Annotated in this window: 20 protein-coding genes and 2 tRNA genes; 19 read left to right on the plus strand and 3 right to left on the minus strand. The window is 65.5% G+C overall.

From position 1 onward, the window contains the following. Positions 1-335 precede the first annotated feature (335 nt). The 10 genes from dnaN (at position 336) to A5759_RS22660 (ending at position 10,351) form a co-directional block, all read left to right on the plus strand. Positions 336-1,535: a DNA polymerase III subunit beta gene (gene dnaN / locus A5759_RS22620; RefSeq protein ID WP_066840978.1), complete on the plus strand. Its 1,200-nt coding sequence runs from the start codon at positions 336-338 to the stop codon at positions 1,533-1,535. 5 nt (positions 1,536-1,540) lie between these two features. Next, entirely contained in the window at positions 1,541-2,470 is a 930-nt protein-coding gene (gene gnd, locus A5759_RS22625; protein ID WP_255392539.1) for a phosphogluconate dehydrogenase (NAD(+)-dependent, decarboxylating), read from the plus strand. Between the two features lie 11 nt (positions 2,471-2,481). Continuing rightward, entirely contained in the window at positions 2,482-3,642 is a 1,161-nt protein-coding gene (gene recF / locus A5759_RS22630; RefSeq protein WP_068201434.1) for a DNA replication/repair protein RecF, read from the plus strand. Continuing rightward, entirely contained in the window at positions 3,639-4,193 is a 555-nt protein-coding gene (locus A5759_RS22635; RefSeq protein WP_068201435.1) for a DUF721 family protein, read from the plus strand. Before recF ends, A5759_RS22635 begins: the two co-directional genes overlap by 4 nt. A 233-nt stretch (positions 4,194-4,426) precedes the next feature. Continuing rightward, positions 4,427-6,463: a DNA topoisomerase (ATP-hydrolyzing) subunit B gene (gyrB, locus tag A5759_RS22640; RefSeq protein ID WP_066840971.1), complete on the plus strand. Its 2,037-nt coding sequence runs from the start codon at positions 4,427-4,429 to the stop codon at positions 6,461-6,463. 46 nt (positions 6,464-6,509) lie between these two features. Beyond that, positions 6,510-9,017: a DNA gyrase subunit A gene (gyrA, locus tag A5759_RS22645; protein ID WP_068201436.1), complete on the plus strand. Its 2,508-nt coding sequence runs from the start codon at positions 6,510-6,512 to the stop codon at positions 9,015-9,017. 30 nt (positions 9,018-9,047) lie between these two features. Further along, positions 9,048-9,950, plus strand: coding sequence for a DUF3566 domain-containing protein (locus A5759_RS22650; protein ID WP_068201438.1), 903 nt, complete (start codon positions 9,048-9,050; stop codon positions 9,948-9,950). Positions 9,951-10,069: 119 nt separating this feature from the next. After that, a tRNA-Ile gene (locus tag A5759_RS22655) sits at positions 10,070-10,143 on the plus strand. A 16-nt stretch (positions 10,144-10,159) separates the two neighbouring features. After that, positions 10,160-10,288: a hypothetical protein gene (locus tag A5759_RS26500; protein WP_255392538.1), complete on the plus strand. Its 129-nt coding sequence runs from the start codon at positions 10,160-10,162 to the stop codon at positions 10,286-10,288. Beyond that, positions 10,279-10,351, plus strand: a tRNA-Ala gene (locus A5759_RS22660). Before A5759_RS26500 ends, A5759_RS22660 begins: the two co-directional genes overlap by 10 nt. A 15-nt stretch (positions 10,352-10,366) precedes the next feature. Here the strand turns inward: A5759_RS22660 and A5759_RS22665 are convergent. Together A5759_RS22665 and A5759_RS26170 are read right to left on the minus strand one after the other, a co-directional pair. Beyond that, the gene (locus tag A5759_RS22665) at positions 10,367-11,533 is read right to left on the minus strand and encodes a tyrosine-type recombinase/integrase (protein WP_082962248.1); all 1,167 of its coding nucleotides are present in this window, start codon (positions 11,531-11,533) and stop codon (positions 10,367-10,369) included. Beyond that, positions 11,520-11,993 (minus strand): helix-turn-helix domain-containing protein, encoded by a 474-nt coding sequence (locus A5759_RS26170; RefSeq protein ID WP_068201440.1) that lies wholly within the window; start codon positions 11,991-11,993, stop codon positions 11,520-11,522. Before A5759_RS26170 ends, A5759_RS22665 begins: the two co-directional genes overlap by 14 nt. Positions 11,994-12,113: 120 nt before the next feature. On the opposite strand from A5759_RS26170, the gene A5759_RS22675 reads away from it, so the two are divergent. The 5 genes from A5759_RS22675 to A5759_RS22695 all read left to right on the plus strand — a co-directional run bounded on the left by A5759_RS22675 (position 12,114) and on the right by A5759_RS22695 (position 15,027). Then, positions 12,114-12,383, plus strand: coding sequence for a DNA-binding protein (locus tag A5759_RS22675; RefSeq protein WP_231984724.1), 270 nt, complete (start codon positions 12,114-12,116; stop codon positions 12,381-12,383). An 85-nt stretch (positions 12,384-12,468) separates the two neighbouring features. After that, positions 12,469-12,891, plus strand: coding sequence for a hypothetical protein (locus A5759_RS26175; protein ID WP_068201442.1), 423 nt, complete (start codon positions 12,469-12,471; stop codon positions 12,889-12,891). Next, complete coding sequence (locus A5759_RS26180) at positions 12,888-13,184, plus strand: DUF2742 domain-containing protein (RefSeq protein WP_197506163.1); 297 nt, start codon at positions 12,888-12,890, stop codon at positions 13,182-13,184. Before A5759_RS26175 ends, A5759_RS26180 begins: the two co-directional genes overlap by 4 nt. Further along, complete coding sequence (locus tag A5759_RS22690) at positions 13,181-14,494, plus strand: AAA family ATPase (RefSeq protein ID WP_197506165.1); 1,314 nt, start codon at positions 13,181-13,183, stop codon at positions 14,492-14,494. Before A5759_RS26180 ends, A5759_RS22690 begins: the two co-directional genes overlap by 4 nt. Beyond that, entirely contained in the window at positions 14,467-15,027 is a 561-nt protein-coding gene (locus A5759_RS22695) for a hypothetical protein (protein ID WP_197506167.1), read from the plus strand. The genes A5759_RS22690 and A5759_RS22695 overlap by 28 nt, the downstream gene beginning before the upstream one ends. A 391-nt stretch (positions 15,028-15,418) precedes the next feature. Here the strand turns inward: A5759_RS22695 and A5759_RS22700 are convergent, their stop codons facing one another. Beyond that, positions 15,419-15,604 (minus strand): hypothetical protein, encoded by a 186-nt coding sequence (locus tag A5759_RS22700; RefSeq protein ID WP_068201448.1) that lies wholly within the window; start codon positions 15,602-15,604, stop codon positions 15,419-15,421. Between the two features lie 14 nt (positions 15,605-15,618). Between A5759_RS22700 and A5759_RS22705 the strand changes: the two genes are divergently transcribed. The 4 genes from A5759_RS22705 to A5759_RS22720 are packed head-to-tail and all read left to right on the plus strand — an operon-like array spanning position 15,619 to position 19,028. Beyond that, entirely contained in the window at positions 15,619-17,073 is a 1,455-nt protein-coding gene (locus A5759_RS22705) for a terminase large subunit domain-containing protein (protein ID WP_068201449.1), read from the plus strand. Then, complete coding sequence (locus tag A5759_RS22710; RefSeq protein WP_068201456.1) at positions 17,070-18,395, plus strand: phage portal protein; 1,326 nt, start codon at positions 17,070-17,072, stop codon at positions 18,393-18,395. The genes A5759_RS22705 and A5759_RS22710 overlap by 4 nt, the downstream gene beginning before the upstream one ends. Then, the gene (locus A5759_RS22715) at positions 18,385-18,573 is read left to right on the plus strand and encodes a hypothetical protein (protein ID WP_068201458.1); all 189 of its coding nucleotides are present in this window, start codon (positions 18,385-18,387) and stop codon (positions 18,571-18,573) included. Before A5759_RS22710 ends, A5759_RS22715 begins: the two co-directional genes overlap by 11 nt. After that, positions 18,570-19,028 (plus strand): hypothetical protein, encoded by a 459-nt coding sequence (locus A5759_RS22720; protein ID WP_068201460.1) that lies wholly within the window; start codon positions 18,570-18,572, stop codon positions 19,026-19,028. Before A5759_RS22715 ends, A5759_RS22720 begins: the two co-directional genes overlap by 4 nt. The last annotated feature ends 22 nt before the right edge of the window (positions 19,029-19,050 follow it).

Below are 19,050 nucleotides of genomic sequence, written 5' to 3' on the forward strand. Positions count from 1 at the left end.
CAGACATCCACAGTTACCTCACAGCCGCCTACGCCCGTACGCAGCGCTGACATGTGTTCATCCCCAGTCTCCACAGGCCCTAATACTGTTGCTTGTATATCTCTGAAGAATCTCCTTCGAAGAAGGCGCTTGGGGAAGCACCGAAGCATCGACGGTCCCACCGGCCGGAGGGCCCCGATGTCAGCCCGATCGATTAGCTTTCAAGTTGGGGCGGAAAGCTCTACGGTGATTCAGCACAGCCGTTACCGTCGTCGGGGACGCATCGTTGAGACGCGTGGTGAGACACCGGGAAACCGCTGTTTGAGGCTTGTCGTGATTGTGATCGAAGGGACCCTATGGACGTGGCGACGACAACGGTTGGTGTCACCGATCTGAAGTTCCGTCTGGTACGTGAAGACTTCGCCGAAGCCGTGGCATGGGTGGCCCGCAATCTGCCCACCAGGCCCACGGTCCCAGTGCTCGCCGGCGTCCTGCTGACCGGCTCCGAGGACGGGTTGATGATCTCCGGATTCGACTACGAGGTTTCCGCCGAGGTGCGGGTGCCCGCCGAGATCGCTTCACCCGGCAGCGTTTTGGTTTCCGGTCGGCTGTTGTCCGACATCACCCGGGCGTTACCCGCCAAACCGATCGACGTCAGCGTCGACGGCACACGGGTGTCGCTGACGTGCGGTAGTTCGCGCTTCTCGCTACCGACGATGGCCGTTGAGGACTACCCCACGCTGCCCGCGCTGCCCGACGAGACCGGCGTGGTGTCCGCCGAGCTGTTCTCCGAAGCGATCGGCCAGGTCGCCGTCGCGGCCGGCCGCGATGACACGCTGCCGATGCTGACCGGTATCCGCGTCGAAATCGCCGGGGAGAAAGTCGTTTTGGCCGCCACCGACCGGTTCCGGCTCGCGGTTCGCGAGTTGACGTGGTCCACGGCCGGGCCTGACCTGGAGGCCGCCGTGCTGGTGCCCGCCAAGACCCTTTCGGAAGCGGCCAAAGCCGGCTCCGACGGCGGCGACGTGCATCTGTCGCTGGGTGCCGGATCGGCGGTCGGCAAGGAAGGCCTGCTCGGTATCAGCAGCGGGGGAAAGCGCAGCACCACTCGTCTGCTCGATGCGGAGTTCCCGAAATTCCGGCAATTGCTGCCCACCGAGCACACCGCGATGGCGACGATCGGTGTCGGTGAACTCACCGAGGCCATCAAGCGTGTGGCGCTGGTGGCCGATCGCGGCGCCCAGGTGCGGATGGAATTCTCCGAGGACTCGCTGCACTTGTCGGCGGGCGCCGACGACGTGGGCCGCGCGGAGGAGGATCTTCCGGTCAGCTTCGCCGGCGACCCGCTGACCATCGCTTTCAACCCCACGTATCTGACCGACGGCCTGAGCTCGTTGCACTCCGAGCGGGTCACCTTCGGTTTCACGACGCCCAGCCGTCCCGCGGTATTGCGCCCGGCCAATGACGACGACGCAGATGTCGGTGCGACGGGACCGTTCCCCGCCCAGCAGACCGACTACGTCTACCTGCTGATGCCGGTGCGCCTACCTGGCTGAACCGGCTGGACGCCAGAAAACGCCGGAGAAGGGGCGCACACATGCAACTCGGCCTGGTCGGTCTCGGCAAAATGGGCTTCAACATGCGCGAGCGCCTGCGTGAAGGAGGCCATGAGGTCGTCGGTTATGACCCGAGACCGGAGGTGACCGACGTGCCCACGCTCGCGGCCCTGGCGGAGGCCCTCGACGCCCCGCGGGTGGTGTGGGTCATGGTGCCCTCGGGACCGATCACCCACGACACCATCGCCGCCCTCGCCGAGGAGCTCAGCGAAGGTGATTTGGTGATCGACGGTGGCAATTCGCGCTACACCGAGGACGGCCCGCACGCGAAACTGTTGGGTGACAAGGGAATCACCTTCGTCGACGCCGGTGTCTCCGGCGGCGTGTGGGGTCTGACGGAAGGCTACGGGCTGATGGTCGGCGGCAGCGACGCCGACGTCGAACGCGCGATGCCGATCTTCGACACGCTGCGACCGCCGGGGCCGCGCGAAGACGGGTTCGTGCACGCCGGGCCGGTCGGTGCGGGCCACTACGCGAAGATGGTGCACAACGGCATCGAGTACGGCTTGATGATGGCCTACGCCGAGGGCTATGAGCTGTTGGCGGCCGAAGAACTGATCACCGATACCCAGGCCGTCATTCAGGCGTGGAGCAACGGCACCGTCGTCCGGTCCTGGCTGCAGCAGCTGCTGGCCAAGGCGCTGAAGGAAGACCCCGAATTCGGTGAGATCAGTGGCTACACCGAGGATTCCGGTGAGGGCCGATGGACCGTCGAGGAAGCCATCAGCCATCGGGTGCCGATGCCGGTGATCGCGGCGTCGCTGTTCGCACGGTTCGCCTCGCGGCAGGAGGACTCGCCAGCGATGAAGGCGGTCTCTGCTCTGCGCAACCAGTTCGGTGGGCACGCGGTCAAGCGGGTCAGCGAGTCGGGGTAGGCGGTCGCGTCGTGTACGTCCGCCGCCTGGCGTTGACCGACTTTCGATCGTGGCCGCGCCTCGAACTGGATCTCGAACCAGGCCGCACTGTGTTCGTCGGCCCTAACGGGTTCGGGAAGACGAATATCGTTGAGGCGCTGTGGTATTCGTCCACGCTCGGATCACACCGGGTCGCCACCGACGGCCCCCTGATCCGGACCGGCGCCGAACGCGCGGTGGTGTCGACCATCGTCGTCAACGAAGGCCGGGAACTGTCGGTGGACCTGGAGATCACGGCCGGTCGTGCCAACAAGGCACGTATCAACCGCTCCCCCGTTCGCTCCGCGCGCGAGATCCTCGGCGTGCTGAGGGCTGTGCTGTTCGCGCCGGAGGACTTGGCGCTGGTGCGTGGAGACCCCGGTGAGCGGCGCCGATATCTCGACGAACTCGCCACCACCCGGCGCCCGCAGGTCGCCGCGATCCGCGCGGACTACGACAAGGTGCTGCGCCAGCGGACCGCGCTGCTGAAGACGGCATCCGGCGCTCGATTCCGCGGTGACCGAGGCGTTTTCGACACCCTCGATGTGTGGGACGGCCACCTCGCCGAGAAGGGTGCGAAGCTCATCGCGGCACGGGTGGATCTGGTCAACCAACTGGCGCCGGAGGTGGAGAAGGCATATCAACTGCTGGCGCCGTCGTCGCGGCCCGCGGCGATTCGTTACCGCAGCGGTGTCGACGTGGTGGAGGCAGAGGCGGCGGTCGGCACCGCTGACGCGGAGATGTTCGAGGCCGCGCTGCTCGACGCGTTGGCACGCCGGCGGGATGCCGAACTGGAACGCGGCGTGTGCCTGGTGGGCCCGCACCGCGACGACCTCGAACTGCGGTTGGGCGATCAGGTCGCCAAAGGCTTTGCCAGCCATGGGGAATCATGGTCGATGGCGTTGTCGCTGCGGCTGGCTGCCTACGAACTGCTACGCGCCGAAGGGAGCGATCCGGTGTTGTTGCTCGACGATGTGTTCGCCGAACTGGACAAGGCGCGCAGGCAGGCACTGGCCGCCGTCGCGGCCTCGGCCGAGCAGGTCCTGGTCACGGCGGCGGTCTCAGAGGATGTCCCGGTCGACTGGGATGCGCGCAGGATTGGAGTGACGATGCGCGACGAGGATTCCGGACGAATCTCGGTGGTGGAGCCGTGACGTCGCCCGACGATGAAGTCAAGCCGCCCGCGCACCTGGCGAACCTACGCGGTATGGATCTGGTCCGGCGCACGCTCGAGGAGGCGCGCGGTGCGGCGCGCAGCCAAGGTAAGGAGGTGGGTCGCGGTCGCGGCGCGGCGCCTCGAAGGATCGCCGGTAACAGTCGTCGGCGGTGGTCGGGTCCCGGCCCGGACTCACGCGATCCCCAGCCGTTCGGACCCGCGGCCAGTGACCTGGCCCGCAACCGCGGATGGTCCGGCCGCGTCGCCGAGGGCGCGGTGTTCGGCCGCTGGACCGGTGTGGTCGGTGAGGGCATCGCCGCGCATGCGACGCCGACCTCCCTGAATGATGGTGTGCTGACCATCTCGGCGGAGTCCACCGCCTGGGCGACGCAGCTGCGGATGGTGCAGGCGCAGGTGTTGGCCAAGATCGCGGATGCGGTGGGCGACGGCGTCGTGAAATCGCTCAGAATCGTCGGCCCGGTCGCGCCGTCGTGGCGGAAGGGCCGCTATCACATCGCCGGCAGAGGACCACGCGACACATACGGATAGCGGCGGGAACCGCCGTTGCCTGAATGGCGCGAGAACGCCGCAATCCTAGTTCTCAAGCGTCTTCAGGCACCCGAGATCGAGAAATTCCACAGGCGGCCCAAATAGGTGTGCAGAAACGCCGCCTCAGAGTCGGTGCTGTCAAGCTCTGCCGGTAGGATGGAAGCAGATCCGCAGGCGGTGGTCGACCGCCTCGCCAGCCTTCCCCGGCAAGAGACCAAGGAGACCCGTCCAACGTGGCTGCCCAGAAGAAGAGTGCTCCCAAGGAGTACGGCGCCGATGCAATCACCATTCTCGAGGGTCTCGAAGCCGTCCGCAAACGTCCGGGCATGTACATCGGGTCCACCGGCGAGCGTGGTCTGCATCACCTGATCTGGGAGGTCGTCGACAACGCGATCGACGAGGCGATGGCCGGCTACGCCACCCGGGTGGACGTGAAGATCCTCGCCGACGGCAGCGTCAGCGTGACCGATGACGGCCGCGGCATCCCCGTCGAAAAGCACAAGCAGGCGGGCATCCCGACCGTCGACGTCGTCATGACCCAACTGCACGCCGGCGGCAAGTTCGGCGGCGAGAACAGCGGCTATGCGGTCTCGGGCGGTCTGCACGGCGTCGGTGTCTCGGTAGTCAACGCGCTGTCCAGGCGGGTCGAGGTGACGATCCTGCGGGACGGCTACGAGTGGTTCCAGTACTACGACCGCTCGGTGCCCGGCGAGCTCAAGCAGGGCGGCAAGACCAAGGAGACCGGCACGACGGTGCGGTTCTGGGCCGACCCCGACATCTTCGAGACCACCGAATACGACTTCGAGACGGTCGCTCGCCGGCTGCAGGAGCAGGCGTTTCTCAACAAGGGCCTGACCATCGAGCTGACCGACGAGCGGGTGACCGCCGAAGAGGTCGTCGACGAGGTGGTCAGCGACACCGCCGAGGCGCCCAAGACCGCCGACGAGAAGGCCGCCGAGAACTCGAAGCCGCACAAGGTCAAGCACCGTGTCTTCCACTACCCCGGTGGTCTGGTTGACTTCGTCAAGCACATCAACCGGACCAAGACCGCGATCCAGCAGAGCATCATCGACTTCGACGGTAAGGGTCCCGGCCACGAGGTCGAGATCGCGATGCAGTGGAACGCGGGCTACTCCGAGTCGGTACACACCTTCGCCAACACCATCAACACCCACGAGGGCGGCACCCACGAGGAAGGGTTCCGGGCCGCACTGACGTCGGTGGTCAACAAGTACGCCAAGGACAAGAAGCTCCTCAAGGACAAGGACCCGAACCTCACCGGTGACGACATCCGCGAGGGGCTGGCCGCGGTGATCTCGGTCAAGGTCGCCGAACCGCAGTTCGAAGGCCAGACCAAGACGAAACTCGGCAACACCGAGGTCAAGTCATTCGTGCAGAAGATCTGCAACGAGGAGCTGACGCACTGGTTCGACGCCAACCCCGCCGAGGCCAAGACCGTTGTGAACAAGGCGGTTTCGTCGGCGCAGGCCCGGATCGCCGCGCGCAAGGCACGGGAACTGGTGCGCCGCAAGAGCGCCACCGACATCGGCGGTCTGCCCGGCAAGCTCGCCGACTGCCGTTCCACCGACCCGCGCAAGTCTGAACTGTATGTGGTGGAGGGTGATTCGGCAGGCGGCTCGGCCAAGAGCGGCCGTGACTCGATGTTTCAGGCGATCCTGCCGCTGCGCGGCAAGATCATCAACGTCGAGAAGGCCCGTATCGACCGGGTGCTCAAAAACACCGAAGTCCAGGCGATCATCACCGCGCTGGGCACTGGCATCCACGACGAGTTCGACATCTCGAAACTGCGCTATCACAAGATTGTTCTGATGGCCGACGCCGACGTCGACGGCCAGCACATCTCGACGCTGCTGCTGACGCTGTTGTTCCGATTCATGAAGCCGCTCATCGAAAACGGCCATGTGTTCCTCGCGCAGCCGCCGCTGTACAAGCTCAAGTGGCAGCGCAGCGAGCCGGAATTCGCCTACTCCGACCGCGAGCGCGATGGGTTGCTCGAGGCGGGTCGCAAGGCGGGCAAGAAGATCAACCCCGACGACGGTATCCAGCGCTACAAGGGTCTGGGCGAGATGGACGCCAAGGAGCTGTGGGAGACGACGATGGACCCGTCGGTGCGGGTGCTGCGCCAGGTGACCCTCGACGACGCGGCAGCCGCCGACGAGCTGTTCTCGATCCTGATGGGCGAGGACGTCGAGGCTCGCCGCAGTTTCATCACCCGAAATGCCAAAGACGTTCGCTTCCTTGATGTTTAGCGACAAGGACACCGTCGCAAATTCAACCCGATACTAAGGCTGACTGATGACTGACACGACGTTGCCGCCCGGCGACGAAGCAGGCGACCGCATCGAACCGGTCGACATCCAGCAGGAGATGCAGCGCAGCTACATCGACTACGCGATGAGCGTGATTGTCGGGCGCGCGCTGCCCGAGGTGCGCGACGGCCTCAAGCCCGTGCACCGCCGGGTGCTCTACGCGATGTTCGACTCCGGCTTCCGTCCGGACCGCAGCCACGCGAAATCCGCACGCTCCGTTGCCGAAACGATGGGTAACTACCACCCGCACGGTGACGCGTCGATCTACGACACCCTGGTCCGGATGGCCCAGCCGTGGTCCCTGCGTTACCCGCTGGTTGACGGGCAGGGCAACTTCGGCTCGCCGGGCAACGACCCGCCGGCCGCCATGAGGTACACCGAGGCGCGGCTCACGCCGCTGGCCATGGAGATGCTGCGCGAAATCGACGAGGAGACAGTCGATTTCATCCCGAACTACGACGGGCGGGTGCAGGAGCCCACGGTACTGCCGAGCCGGTTCCCCAACCTGTTGGCCAACGGCTCGGGCGGTATCGCCGTCGGCATGGCCACCAACATTCCGCCGCACAACCTGCGTGAGCTGGCCGACGCGGTGTACTGGTGCCTGGAGAACTTCGACGCAGATGAGGAGGCCACGCTGGCGGCCGTCATCGAACGCGTCAAAGGCCCGGACTTCCCCACTTCGGGCCTGATCGTGGGGTCCCAGGGGATCAGCGACATGTACACCACCGGCCGCGGATCGGTGCGCATGCGCGGTGTGGTGGAGATCGAGGAGGACAGCCGCGGCCGCACCGGCATCGTCATCACCGAGTTGCCGTATCAGGTCAACCACGACAACTTCATCACCTCGGTCGCCGAGCAGGTCCGCGACGGCAAGCTCGCCGGGATCTCCAACATCGAGGACCAGTCCAGCGACCGCGTCGGGCTGCGCATCGTCATCGAGATCAAGCGCGATGCGGTCGCCAAGGTAGTGCTCAACAACCTCTACAAGCACACCCAGCTGCAGACCAGCTTCGGGGCCAACATGCTGTCCATCGTCGACGGCGTGCCGCGGACGTTGCGCCTCGACCAGCTGATCCGCCATTACGTCAACCACCAACTCGACGTGATCGTGCGGCGCACCCGCTACCGGTTGCGCAAGGCCAACGAGCGGGCCCACATCCTGCGCGGGCTGGTCAAGGCGCTCGACGCGCTCGATGAGGTGATCGCGTTGATCCGGGCGTCGGAGACCGTCGACGTGGCGCGCCAAGGCCTGATCGAGCTGCTCGACATCGACGACATCCAGGCCCAGGCGATCCTGGACATGCAGCTGCGTCGCCTGGCCGCTCTGGAACGGCAGCGCATCGTCGACGACCTGGCCAAGATCGAGGCCGAGATCGCCGACCTCGAGGACATCCTGGCCAAGCCCGAGCGGCAGCGCGCGATCGTGCGCGACGAGCTCAGAGAGATCGTCGACAAGTACGGCGACGACCGGCGCACCCGGATCGTGGCCGCCGACGGTGAGGTCGCCGACGAGGATCTGATCGCCCGGGAGGACGTCGTCGTCACGATCACCGAGACCGGCTACGCCAAGCGCACCAAGACCGACCTGTACCGCAGCCAGAAGCGGGGCGGCAAGGGCGTGCAGGGCGCCGGGCTAAAGCAGGACGACATCGTCAACCACTTCTTCGTCTGCTCGACGCACGACTGGATCCTGTTCTTCACCACCCAGGGCCGGGTCTATCGCGCCAAGGCATACGAACTGCCCGAGGCGTCGCGCACCGCGCGGGGCCAGCATGTGGCGAACCTGCTGGCGTTCCAGCCCGAAGAGCGGATCGCGCAGGTCATCCAGCTCAAGACGTACGAGGATGCGCCATACCTGGTGTTGGCCACCCGCAACGGTCTGGTGAAGAAGTCGCGACTGGTCGACTTCGACTCCAACCGCTCCGGCGGCATCGTCGCGATCAACCTGCGCGACGGCGACGAACTCGTGGGTGCGGTCCTGTGCTCAGCCGACGACGACCTGCTGCTGGTGTCGGCCAAGGGTCAGTCCATCCGGTTCTCGGCAACCGACGAGGCGCTGCGGCCGATGGGTCGGGCGACCTCCGGTGTGCAGGGCATGCGGTTCAACACCGACGACGAGCTGCTGTCGCTGAACGTGGTGCGGTCGGATACGTATCTGCTGGTCGCCACCTCCGGCGGATACGCCAAGCGCACCGCGATCGAGGAGTACCCGGTGCAAGGCCGCGGCGGTAAAGGGGTACTGACGATCCAATTCGACAAGCGCCGTGGCAATCTTGTGGGTGCGTTGATCGTCGATGACGACACAGAGTTGTACGCCATCACCTCCGGTGGGGGCGTCATCCGGACGGCGGCTCGCCAGGTTCGCAAGGCCGGGCGGCAAACCAAGGGCGTTCGGTTGATGAACCTGGGTGAGGGCACGACACTGATAGCCATCGCGCGCAACGCGGAGGAAGGCGACAGCACCGACGAGGTCAACACCGACCCCGGTGCCTGATCCGGGGACGGGACCAGTGAGGAGCCGTAGGTGAGTTCACCGAACGAGCCGGGACGCCCCCGCGGGGGCGACAGTCCAGGCGGCGCCAACGGCTCCGCGACCAACCAGGACGCCCTCGGCACGCGGTCCGAGGTTCCCGACCGCGCCGAGGTGCCGCCATGGCAGCGCGGCCCCGCGGCGGCGCGGACCGCACAGCCGGGTCAGCGGCCTCCGGAGCCACCGAGGCGGGCGCCTGGGGCGGGCCCGCGCGAGGGCAGCCAGGGCGACGACGGGCATCCACCCGAGCGGACGGCCGAAGACCAGCGCGGCAATCCGAACAACTCCCCCAATGTCGGTGGCCGACCGAACCGCTTCATGGTGGGCGGTTCGACGCCGACCGAAGAGGTGCCGGCGCGCAGCGAGCGGCCCGAGTCGCCACGGCCTGAGGCGTACGCCAGCGAGCTACCGGACCTGTCCGGGCCGATGCCGCGCCCGGCGCAGCAGCGCAAACCCGCCGACCGCCCACACCCGGAACCGGGAAGCCGGCCCCCGGCCGGGGCTCGCGTCCAGGTCGGCGCCCGGCACAAGGGCCCGGTGCGGGCCAGCATGCAGATCCGCCGGATCGACCCGTGGAGCACGCTTAAGGTGTCGGCGGTGCTGTCGGTCGCGCTGTTCTTCGTGTGGATGATCGCCGTCGCGTTCCTGTACCTCGTGCTCGGCGGCATGGGCGTGTGGAGCAAGCTGAACACCAACGTCGGTGACTTGCTCACCAGCGCGGGCGGTGGTTCCGGCGGCGAGCTGGTGTCCAGCGGAACCATCTTCGGCGGCGCCACGCTCATCGGGTTGGTCAACATCGTGCTGCTGACCGCGATGGCGACCATCGGTGCGTTCATCTACAACCTGACCACGGACTTGGTCGGCGGCGTGGAAGTCACGCTCGCCGACCGGGACTGATTGTCGGCCCGCCGACGCGATTGATTGTCGGCCCGCCGACGGAACTGAGGCGTACACCGCGGTTTGGGCGCGAGCCCACGATTGCGGTAATCTCGTCGCTCGGCCATCGGAGCCGGTACGGGGCTATAGCTCAGGCGGTTAGAGCGCTTCGCTGATAACGAAGAGGTCGGAGGTTCGAGTCCTCCTAGCCCCACGGAAAGGTTCACACCATGAGGCGGGTGCTGCTGATCGCCACGGCGATCGCCGCGGCAGTCACCGTCGCGGTCTGGCGCTCGCGCCACGGCATCGAGGTGTGGCACGCGGCGCCCGACGCGCCGCCTGCAGACCAGGGGCCTTAGCTCAGTTGGTAGAGCGCTACCTTTGCAAGGTAGATGTCAGGAGTTCGATTCTCCTAGGCTCCACAAGTAAAACCGCAGCTAGGCGGTGTTCCGTTGCAGATCGACCGCGGTAGTAGAACTGCTAGTGCCCACATTTTGCCCACACTCTCGCGTTAAAAGATCGTTGATCGCCACCCCGACCGCCTCCACGTCCGACCCGTACAGGTGCCCGTAGCGGTCCAGCGTCAGCCCAGCGGACTCGTGGCCGAGCATGTTCTGCAATGCCTTGATGTTCGCCCCGGCCTGAATCGCGAGGGACGCCGCCGTGTGCCGAAGCTCGTGGATCTTGAAGTCGTAGACCGCGGTGGTTTCACCCGCAGCGTCGACGACGGTCCGCGGGAACAGTTCAGTGGCCGCGACGGCCTGAGTCCACCACCGCCGCCGCACGTTGTTCCCCCGCATGTGCCCGCCCTGCGAGTCGGGGAAGACAAGAGAGTCCGGCTCCCCTGGTTTGAGCAGATCGGCGACGAACGCTGGCAGGCTCACCGTGCGCCCCTTGCCGCTCTTGGGCGAACCGATCTCAAACACCCCGTCGACGAGGGCAACGGATCGGCTGATGCGGATTGTCCTCTTCTGAAGATCGAGATCCCGCCACCGCAGTTCCGCGACTTCCCCGAATCGAAGGCCACACGTCCCGAGGACGTACACCAGCGGCCGATGGACACCGGCAGCGTCGGCGAGTGCGTGCAGTTGCTCCAGCGTGATGAACCGCTGCTCGGCGGCGCGCACCGGCGGCAACTCCACCCCATCCGCAGGATTCATCACCAGCCGGTTCTCGGCCACCGCCATCGCCAGCACCTGACGCAACACCCCGACCGCTTTATGTACCGTCGCCGGGGCTAGATCAACACTGAGATCGGCGACCCACTCACGGACCATCTGCCGACTGATATCCCCGAGAGCGATGTCCGCACGCCTGGCGATGACCGTGTCGACGATGACTCGATACGTGGCGCGGGTCGACGGCTTCAACTTGTGCTTCGAATCAAGCCACTCCCGTGCATACTCCCCGAGCTTCACCCGACCCGCCGCCGGCGCGACATATGCGCCTTTGCGCTTGTCCACCTCAAGCTGATTGGCCCAAGCCTCGGCTTCACGCTTCGTCCGAAACCCACGCTTGTCCGTCTGGCGACGATCCGGCGTTCGATACCGGACCCGATAACGGGTTGCGCCAGAGGCGGTTTCGTACTTATCAATCGTTGCCATCGAGAGTCCTCTGTCGGGCCTCGTTTTCCATCTGATCCCTGGTCCACTTAGGGAAGGCACGCACGAAATCAAACAGTCTGCCTCCCGGTAGAGGGCCTGAGCCCGACAACCAGATCCACGCCTGATGTGCAGTCAATGGTTTCTCGACGGCGGTGAGCTTCACGTGGTCATGGGGGCCCGCCTCGTCGAGGTTCGGCATCAGTAGCGATGTCGGGGAAACATCAAGCGCGACAGCAAGCGCAACGAGATCGTCAGCGTCTACTCGCCTACCACCGGATTCGATCTTGCGAAGTCCCCACGTTGGAATCTCACGCCCTATCGAGTTCAGCAGCTTGGACAGGTCGGTGAAAGCCATGCCGCGCGTCCGGCGCAGATGCTTGACATTGCGAGCCACCGCGGCGCCCGTCTCCCCGAGCGATTCGATGGGCTCCCACTTGTCTTCCGCTGGGCGAGGTGACATGCGGTAAGCATAAACGAGAAAATCCTCGTTACAACGATGATGTTGACAAAAACTCACTAGGCGGGACACAATCTGCTGTGTAGCGAGGATTTACTTCGTTATAGAGAGGAGTTTATCGACATGACGACCACGACCGCCGGAACGGCCGACGCAGGGGCCGCGCTGGTGGCTGAGATGGATAAGCAGATTCCAGAGCACCTATTGCCACACATCGCCAAACCCGAACACGTCGCCAAAGTCATGCACACAACCGTCGACGCCCTCGCCCAGGACCGCTACCGCCGGCGCGGTCTTCCATGGGTGAAAATCTCAGGCCGCGTGCGCTACTTGCGAGCCGATGTCCTGAAGTTCTTGGCGCACAACCGGATTGGCGGCGACGATGCCGCTTAACCCCACCAAGAGCGAAGCCCCGGAGGCGGCAACCTCCGAGGCTTCAGAACCAACCCTCACCAAAAATCAGATTGGAGACCCCATTATGTCACGACCGGCCGACGACTCGAAGAACCATGGCTGCCTATTCGCGTGGTGCGAAAACACCGCCCGCGATACCGCGGACCAACGCAACGAGCACTATCTGCCCGGACGATACATTCCCGCGACTGGCCGCAGCTTGTCGCGCCCCAGGGACCGCAGCGCCCACCAAGAAACGCTCGTAACGGTCGGAATCGGCGCTCGGTTCAACATCGGCCTCGACCCGTGTCCGAGCATTTTTCTGCATCTCGACGGCGGATGGAACAGCGACGACGTCGACGCCGAACTTCGTCTCGACGAGGCGATCTGCCTATACGCCACCCTCGGCGATGTCATTCGCCGAGTCGCCGAGGACTCAGAGATCAGCGTCCCCGAAGTACTCCGCTACTACCAACCGGCTCTCTTGCCCGAGGAGGACGACGAGTGACGGGCACCGAGTCTCGCACCGTCGACTGGTGGAGCGTGCACACCCACGTCGAACCCCTACTTGAGGAGATGGAGTGCTGGCCGATGGTCGGCACTCTGCCCTGGCAACACCTACCCACCGACGACCCCGCCAAGCTCGCCGCGATCTTCGACGCCGCCCGCCACTGGGCGCTCCGCGTCGACACCGCCCAAGCCCAGATGGCCGACGCCTCCCGCGAGGTCTCGGAATCAACTGACTGGCTACAGATGTCGCGAACCCGGTCAGGTGTCTACATCCCGCGGGAGGTGGCGTGATAATCGACGTGCCCGGCCGCCGGCTTGTCGTGACCCGCGGCTCCCAGGTAAAAGCCAAACGCCTCGTGTGGTGGGAACTCGGCCTCGTACTCCAATACGCCATCAACCTGCTCGCCGCCCGCGAGGGCAAGGGAAAGAGCACCGTCGCATCAAGCTGGGCTGCACGCGAAACCCGCGACGGCGGAACCGTCCTCTGGATCGGCACCGAAGAATCCCGTGAACACGCCATCGTTCCCCGCCTGATCGCCAGCGACGCCGACATGGACCGCGTCATCTTCATCGACGTCGAAACCGACCTCGGAACAGGCGCCCTGGTCTTCCCCCTGGACCTACACGCCATCGAGAACGTCATCCGCGAACACTCCGTCACGATGATGTTCCTCGACCCCGCCAAAGCCGTCGTCCCACCGGGCTTCTCAGGAAACGACGACATCGCCGTGCGCCAATACCTCGAACCCATCGCCACCCTCGCCCACCGCTGCAAGGTCACCATCATCGGCCTAGCCCACTTCGGTAAGCGCGACGGGGCCGACTCCGGACAACTCCTCCTCGGATCGGTGGCCTGGTCCCAAGTCGCCCGCTGCGTCCTGTCCATCGCCGAGGACCCCGACACCGGCACGCGCGTGTTGACCAACACTAAAGCCAACTACTCGGGCACCGACAGATCCGTCGAGTTCCGCATCGTCAGCACCATGATCGACACCGACGACGGACCCACCGAGATCGGCTCCGTTGAATGGCTCGGCGACACCACCCTCGACGCCCGCGACATCCTGTCTGGGCTGCACGACGACGACACCCACGACATCGACCGCTGGCTCAGCGACTTCCTGGCTAACGGATCAGTCAAAGCAACCGAGGTGTTCTCGTCGGCTGACGCAGCAGGCTACTCCAAGGACCAAGCCAAACGAGCAAAGAAACGCCTCGGCATCATCGCTGACCGACCCCACAATCCCGGGCCATGGTTCTGGTCGCTTCCAATCGCACTGAGCACAGAGCGCACCGAGCAGGGAGCACCCTCGCGCGCGCTCCCTGCGCTCCCTGCGCTCCCTGTGAGGTCAGAAGGGGTGCAGCAGGGAGCAAAACCCCCCAGGGAGCAGAGCGCGCACGACTGCTCCCTGCCCCCCTCTCCAGCCGCCATGCCTGCGAAACTGCCCGCCTCGAAACCAGAACCCCCGAGGGAGCACCGCCGCACTATCCGCGGTCAACCGGCGTCGAGCTATCCCGCATGCATCCATTGCGGCAAGCCCGTGGTCGCAGGCCAAGGTGAAGCCCACTTCGAATGCAGCAAACGACAGGCCGCATCGTGAACCACCGAGTGATCTTCGTCCCCGACGACTACTGGACCAACCCACCCAAGGAGAACACCACCATGACCAACCCCATCGCCGGCGACTGCCGCCGCGCCTCCAGCCTCGTCGTCCACTACGGCACCCAAAACCAAGAAGGCGTCAACACCGTATTGCGAGAGGCCGTCGAACTCGGCCGCGCCACCGAACTCATCACCGCCACCCTCGACCTCTTCCAACACGTCGTCCCCCAACTAGTCACCACACTCGGCATCGCCTGCATCTCCGACACCGTCACCCGCCTCTCCGAAGACGAGGACGCCGACCCCGACTGCAACCGCGCCGCACGCCTCATCACCCACCACGCCAACAAAAACGTCAAGTGCATCAACATCGTCCTCACCGAGGCATGCGAAGCCGACCGCGTCACCCCGCTCATCCTCGCCACCCTCGAGCTCTACAGCGTCATCTGCCCCATGATCTTCACCCACCTCGGACTCACCGCACTACAACAGTCCGTCCTCGACTTCGCAGTCCGAGAGGAGACCACATGACCCTGTCGTGCTGCGTCGAGTGCGGAGAACCCTGCACAGGTGCCCACTGCGACGACCACGCCGTCAAGGTACCCGCTCACCTCCGCGGCTACGACTACCGCTGGGCGCAACTGTCCCGACGTGCCCGTCGCGAACAACCGTTCTGCACCGACTGCGGCAGCACCGAGAACCTGCAACTCGACCACCTGCCAAGCGCATGGGAACGGAAAGCCAAGGGCCTACGCATCCGCCTCGGCACCGACGCCGAAACCGTATGCGGCCCATGCAACCTCAAACGCGGCGCAGCCCGCGGCACCAACACCAGGGGACGGGGACCGTCGAGCGGTCGTTCACAACCCCCGGCTAGGCAAAATCTGCGACTCACACCCGATGGAAGCCGCGTCCGTGGGGATCAGCGCAGGTTGAGGGGGTCTTCGCCTTGAGGGTCGACCACAAACGCCTGCCAATGATGAGGGCTATAGCGGATGGTGTCGCCGCCCACCTGCACGGACAAGATGCCGTCTTTGAAGGAGTAGCTCTCGGCGCTCGGGTAGATAACGCTGCCGTCGGACGTCTTGATCTGAATGTTGTACGACACCCCTGGAGCCTGTCATGAAGGCGGGGCCGAAGGGAACGGTTAAGGCCGCGCCGCTGGACTTCTCCGGGATGCCTGCCGACCGTGCGGGCCGGCGGTTGGCGTTCATAGCCGATTACTTGAAGGTGCCGAAGGGTGTCGGTGCCGGTAAGCCCGTTCGGTTGCGTGATTTCCAGGTGGAGATCGTTGAGTCGGTGTTCGCGCCCAGTGTCCGCACGGGTTTGGTGTCGGTCCCGCGTGCTAATGGCAAGACGGCGCTGGCTGCGATGTTGTCGGTGGCGGAGTTGTTCGTGGGTGATGCGTCGGCGGAGGTCTTGGTCGTCGCCAGTGATCAGCGGCAGGCGAATATCACGCTGCGGATGGCGAAGCGGATGATCGAACTGAATACGAAGCTGGCCGAGCGTGCCCAGGTGTACGCGGACCGGATTGTGGTGCCGCACAACGATTCGGTTCTGCTGCCGCTGCCGGCCGAACCCGGTGCGTTGCATGGGTTCGACCCGTCACTGCTGATCGTCGACGAACTGCACGTCGTCACCGAGGCCGTGTGGGAGGCGGTGACGTCGGTGTCGGGTAAGCGCCCGGAGTCGTTGACGTTGGCGATCTCCACCCCTGCCAGTTCCCCGGACAGCATCATGTGGCGGCTCGTCGAACACGGCCGCGCCGGTGACGATCCGGCGTTCGCGCTGCGGGAGTTCGCAGCCCCGGACGGGTGCACCACCGACGACCGTGGGGCGTGGCGGATAGCCAACCCCGCTCTGGCGTGCGATGAACCGTTCCTGGCTGAGGACGGGTTGGAGGCTGCGCAACGGACGCTGCGCGAACCGGTGTTCCGTCAGCTTCGCCTGGGGCAGTGGGTGACCGGCGTCGAGGCGTGGCTGCCGTGGGGAGCCTGGGCCGCCTGCGCGACTCGCCGCCGCGTTGAGCCGCGGGAGCGTGTCGTGTTGGCGTTCGACGGGTCGGCATCTGGCGACTCGACGGCGCTGGTGGGTTGCACCCTCGACGGCCACTTGTGGGTTGAAGGGTTGTGGGAGAACCCCGGTGACCCGCGGTGGCGTGTCCCGCGTGAGGACGTCACACGCGCTGTCGATGTGGCGTTCACCAAGTACGACGTCGCCGAGTTGGCGTGCGACCCGTGGGGTTGGCGCTCGGAGATCGAGGACTGGGCCAAGCGACACGGGGAGCGCCGGGTGTTGGAGTGGAACACCGCCCACGCGGCCCGGATGGCGCCGGCCACCGACCGCCTCTATCAAGCCGTCGTCACCAACGCGGTGACACACGACGGCGATCCACGCATGGCTGCGCACATCGCGCACTGCGTGGCGAAGCCGACCCCGCAAGGGGATCTCGTCTCAAAGGACAAGCGCGGATCACCGCGCAAGATCGACGCAGCCGTGGCCGCCATCGTGGCCTATGACCGTGCCGCCTGGCACTCAACCAAATCCCGTAAACGCGTTAGGAGTTTCGCATCGTGACCCAAGACGAACTGTTGATCAAGCTGATTCAGCGGCTCAACGAACCGGCCGCCCGCTACGCCGACCTGGACCGCTACTACACCGGAACCCAACCCCTCGCATTCCTGTCCCCTGAGGCTAAGACGGCGCTGGGCAACCGGTTCGGCGTCATGGCGTCCAACATTCCCCGCTTGGCGGTGACCGCACTCGCCGAACGGCTACGTATTACCGGCTTCGTCGGTGACAGCGCGTTGTGGGCTGATTGGATTCGCAACGACCTCGACCAAACCTCCGGGGTAGCCCACCGCGAAGCCCTCCTCCTCGGTGACAGCTATGTGTTGGTGTGGGCTGACCGGTTCGGTCGCCCGAAGGTGACTGTCGAGTCGGCGAAACAGGTTGCCGTGCAGACCGACCCCGGAACCCGCGAGATCGTCGCTGCGGTCAAGCGGTGGGAAGACAAAGACAACAACACCACCGAGGCCGTTCTGTACCTTCCCGACCGGATCGTCAGGTTACGGGCGAACCAGGTGGGCGCGATCCAGGGCTACGACCAGATCGACGAGATCGCCAACCCGCTCGGCGTCGTCCCAGTCGTCAACCTGCGCAACACCGACCGCATCGTCGGCGACTGGGGATTCTCCGAAGTCGATGACCTCAAACCTCTGGTCGACGCGTTGAATAAGTCGCTGGCCGACATGATGGTCACCTCCGAATACGTTGGCCGCCCCCGCCGCTGGGCGACCGGCATCGAACTGACCGAGGAACCCGTCGTCGATGACAACGGCGACCCGGTCCTCGACGAGGATGGTCAGCCGGTCGTCACCGAGGTCAACCCGATCCCCGAAGGGCACCGGGCGATGATCTCGGAAAACGATCAGGCCAAGTTCGGGCAACTTCAAGCCGCCGACCTCGCCGGATACGAAGCGTCGGTGCGGGTGATCCTCGGCCAGATCATGGCCGTGTCCACACTTCCAGCCCACTACGTCGGCGTGTTCACCGACAACCCCGCATCCGCCGACGCACTGCGGGCTGCTGAAGCGTCACTGACGGCCCGCGCTGAGGCACGGCAAGCCACGTTCGGCCGGTCCTGGGAACAGGTCGCCCGCCTGATGATCGCCGTCCGAGACGGCCGCGACCCCAACCTGATCGACGACATCAGGATTCAATGGGCCGACGCTGCCACCCGCTCCGTCGCCCAAGAAGCCGACGCCACGGTCAAGCTGTACGCCGCCGGACTTCTCCCGGCGTCGTATGCGCTGGGGAAGCTCGGTTACAGCGACGACGAAATCCTGAAGATCAACGCCGCCCGCACCCCGGCCGAGGCGGTCCGCGATGCGGCTTAGCGTCCGCGACCTCGACGCCACAGTCGCGACAGCACCCGACACGGCGCGACCCATCCGAATGCGGCTCGGCGCACTGACGTACTGCATGACGTTCCCCGAGGCCATCAACCTTGCCAACCAGCTCGCCGACGCCGCAACAGCCCTACGACCGCCACTGTTCAAGAAGGAGAAACCATGACCGACGAAACACCCACCGAAGACACCACTGCCGAGGTGGTGGAAAGTGCACCACCTGGTACCACCCCCGAAGCCGAGGAACCGGCCGCCGAAGGGCCGGATCATCCGGAATCCGACCCCGACGACGAACCGGAGTCGTTTCCTCGGGAAGTCGTCGAGAAACTGCGCCAGGAGAACGGCAGGTACCGGCAACGCGCCCAACGCGCCGACACCCTCGCCCAACGCCTGCACACCGAATTAGTCCGCGCCACCGGACGTTTGGCCGACCCGACCGACCTTGCGTTCGACGAAGCCCACCTCGACGACCCCGACGCCCTGGCCGACGCCATCGACGACCTACTCACCCGCAAACCCCACCTCGCCACGCGCCGCCCCAGCGGAGATATCGGGCAAGGGCCACGCGGATCAGCCGCCGCGCCTTTCAGCCTGCTCGGGTTGCTGAAAGAACGCACCTGATCAACTAAACTGGGGTTACTAG

Origin of the sequence: Mycobacterium sp. 852014-52144_SCH5372336, assembly GCF_001665615.1 — a bacterium.
GTDB lineage: Bacteria > Actinomycetota > Actinomycetes > Mycobacteriales > Mycobacteriaceae > Mycobacterium > Mycobacterium neumannii_A.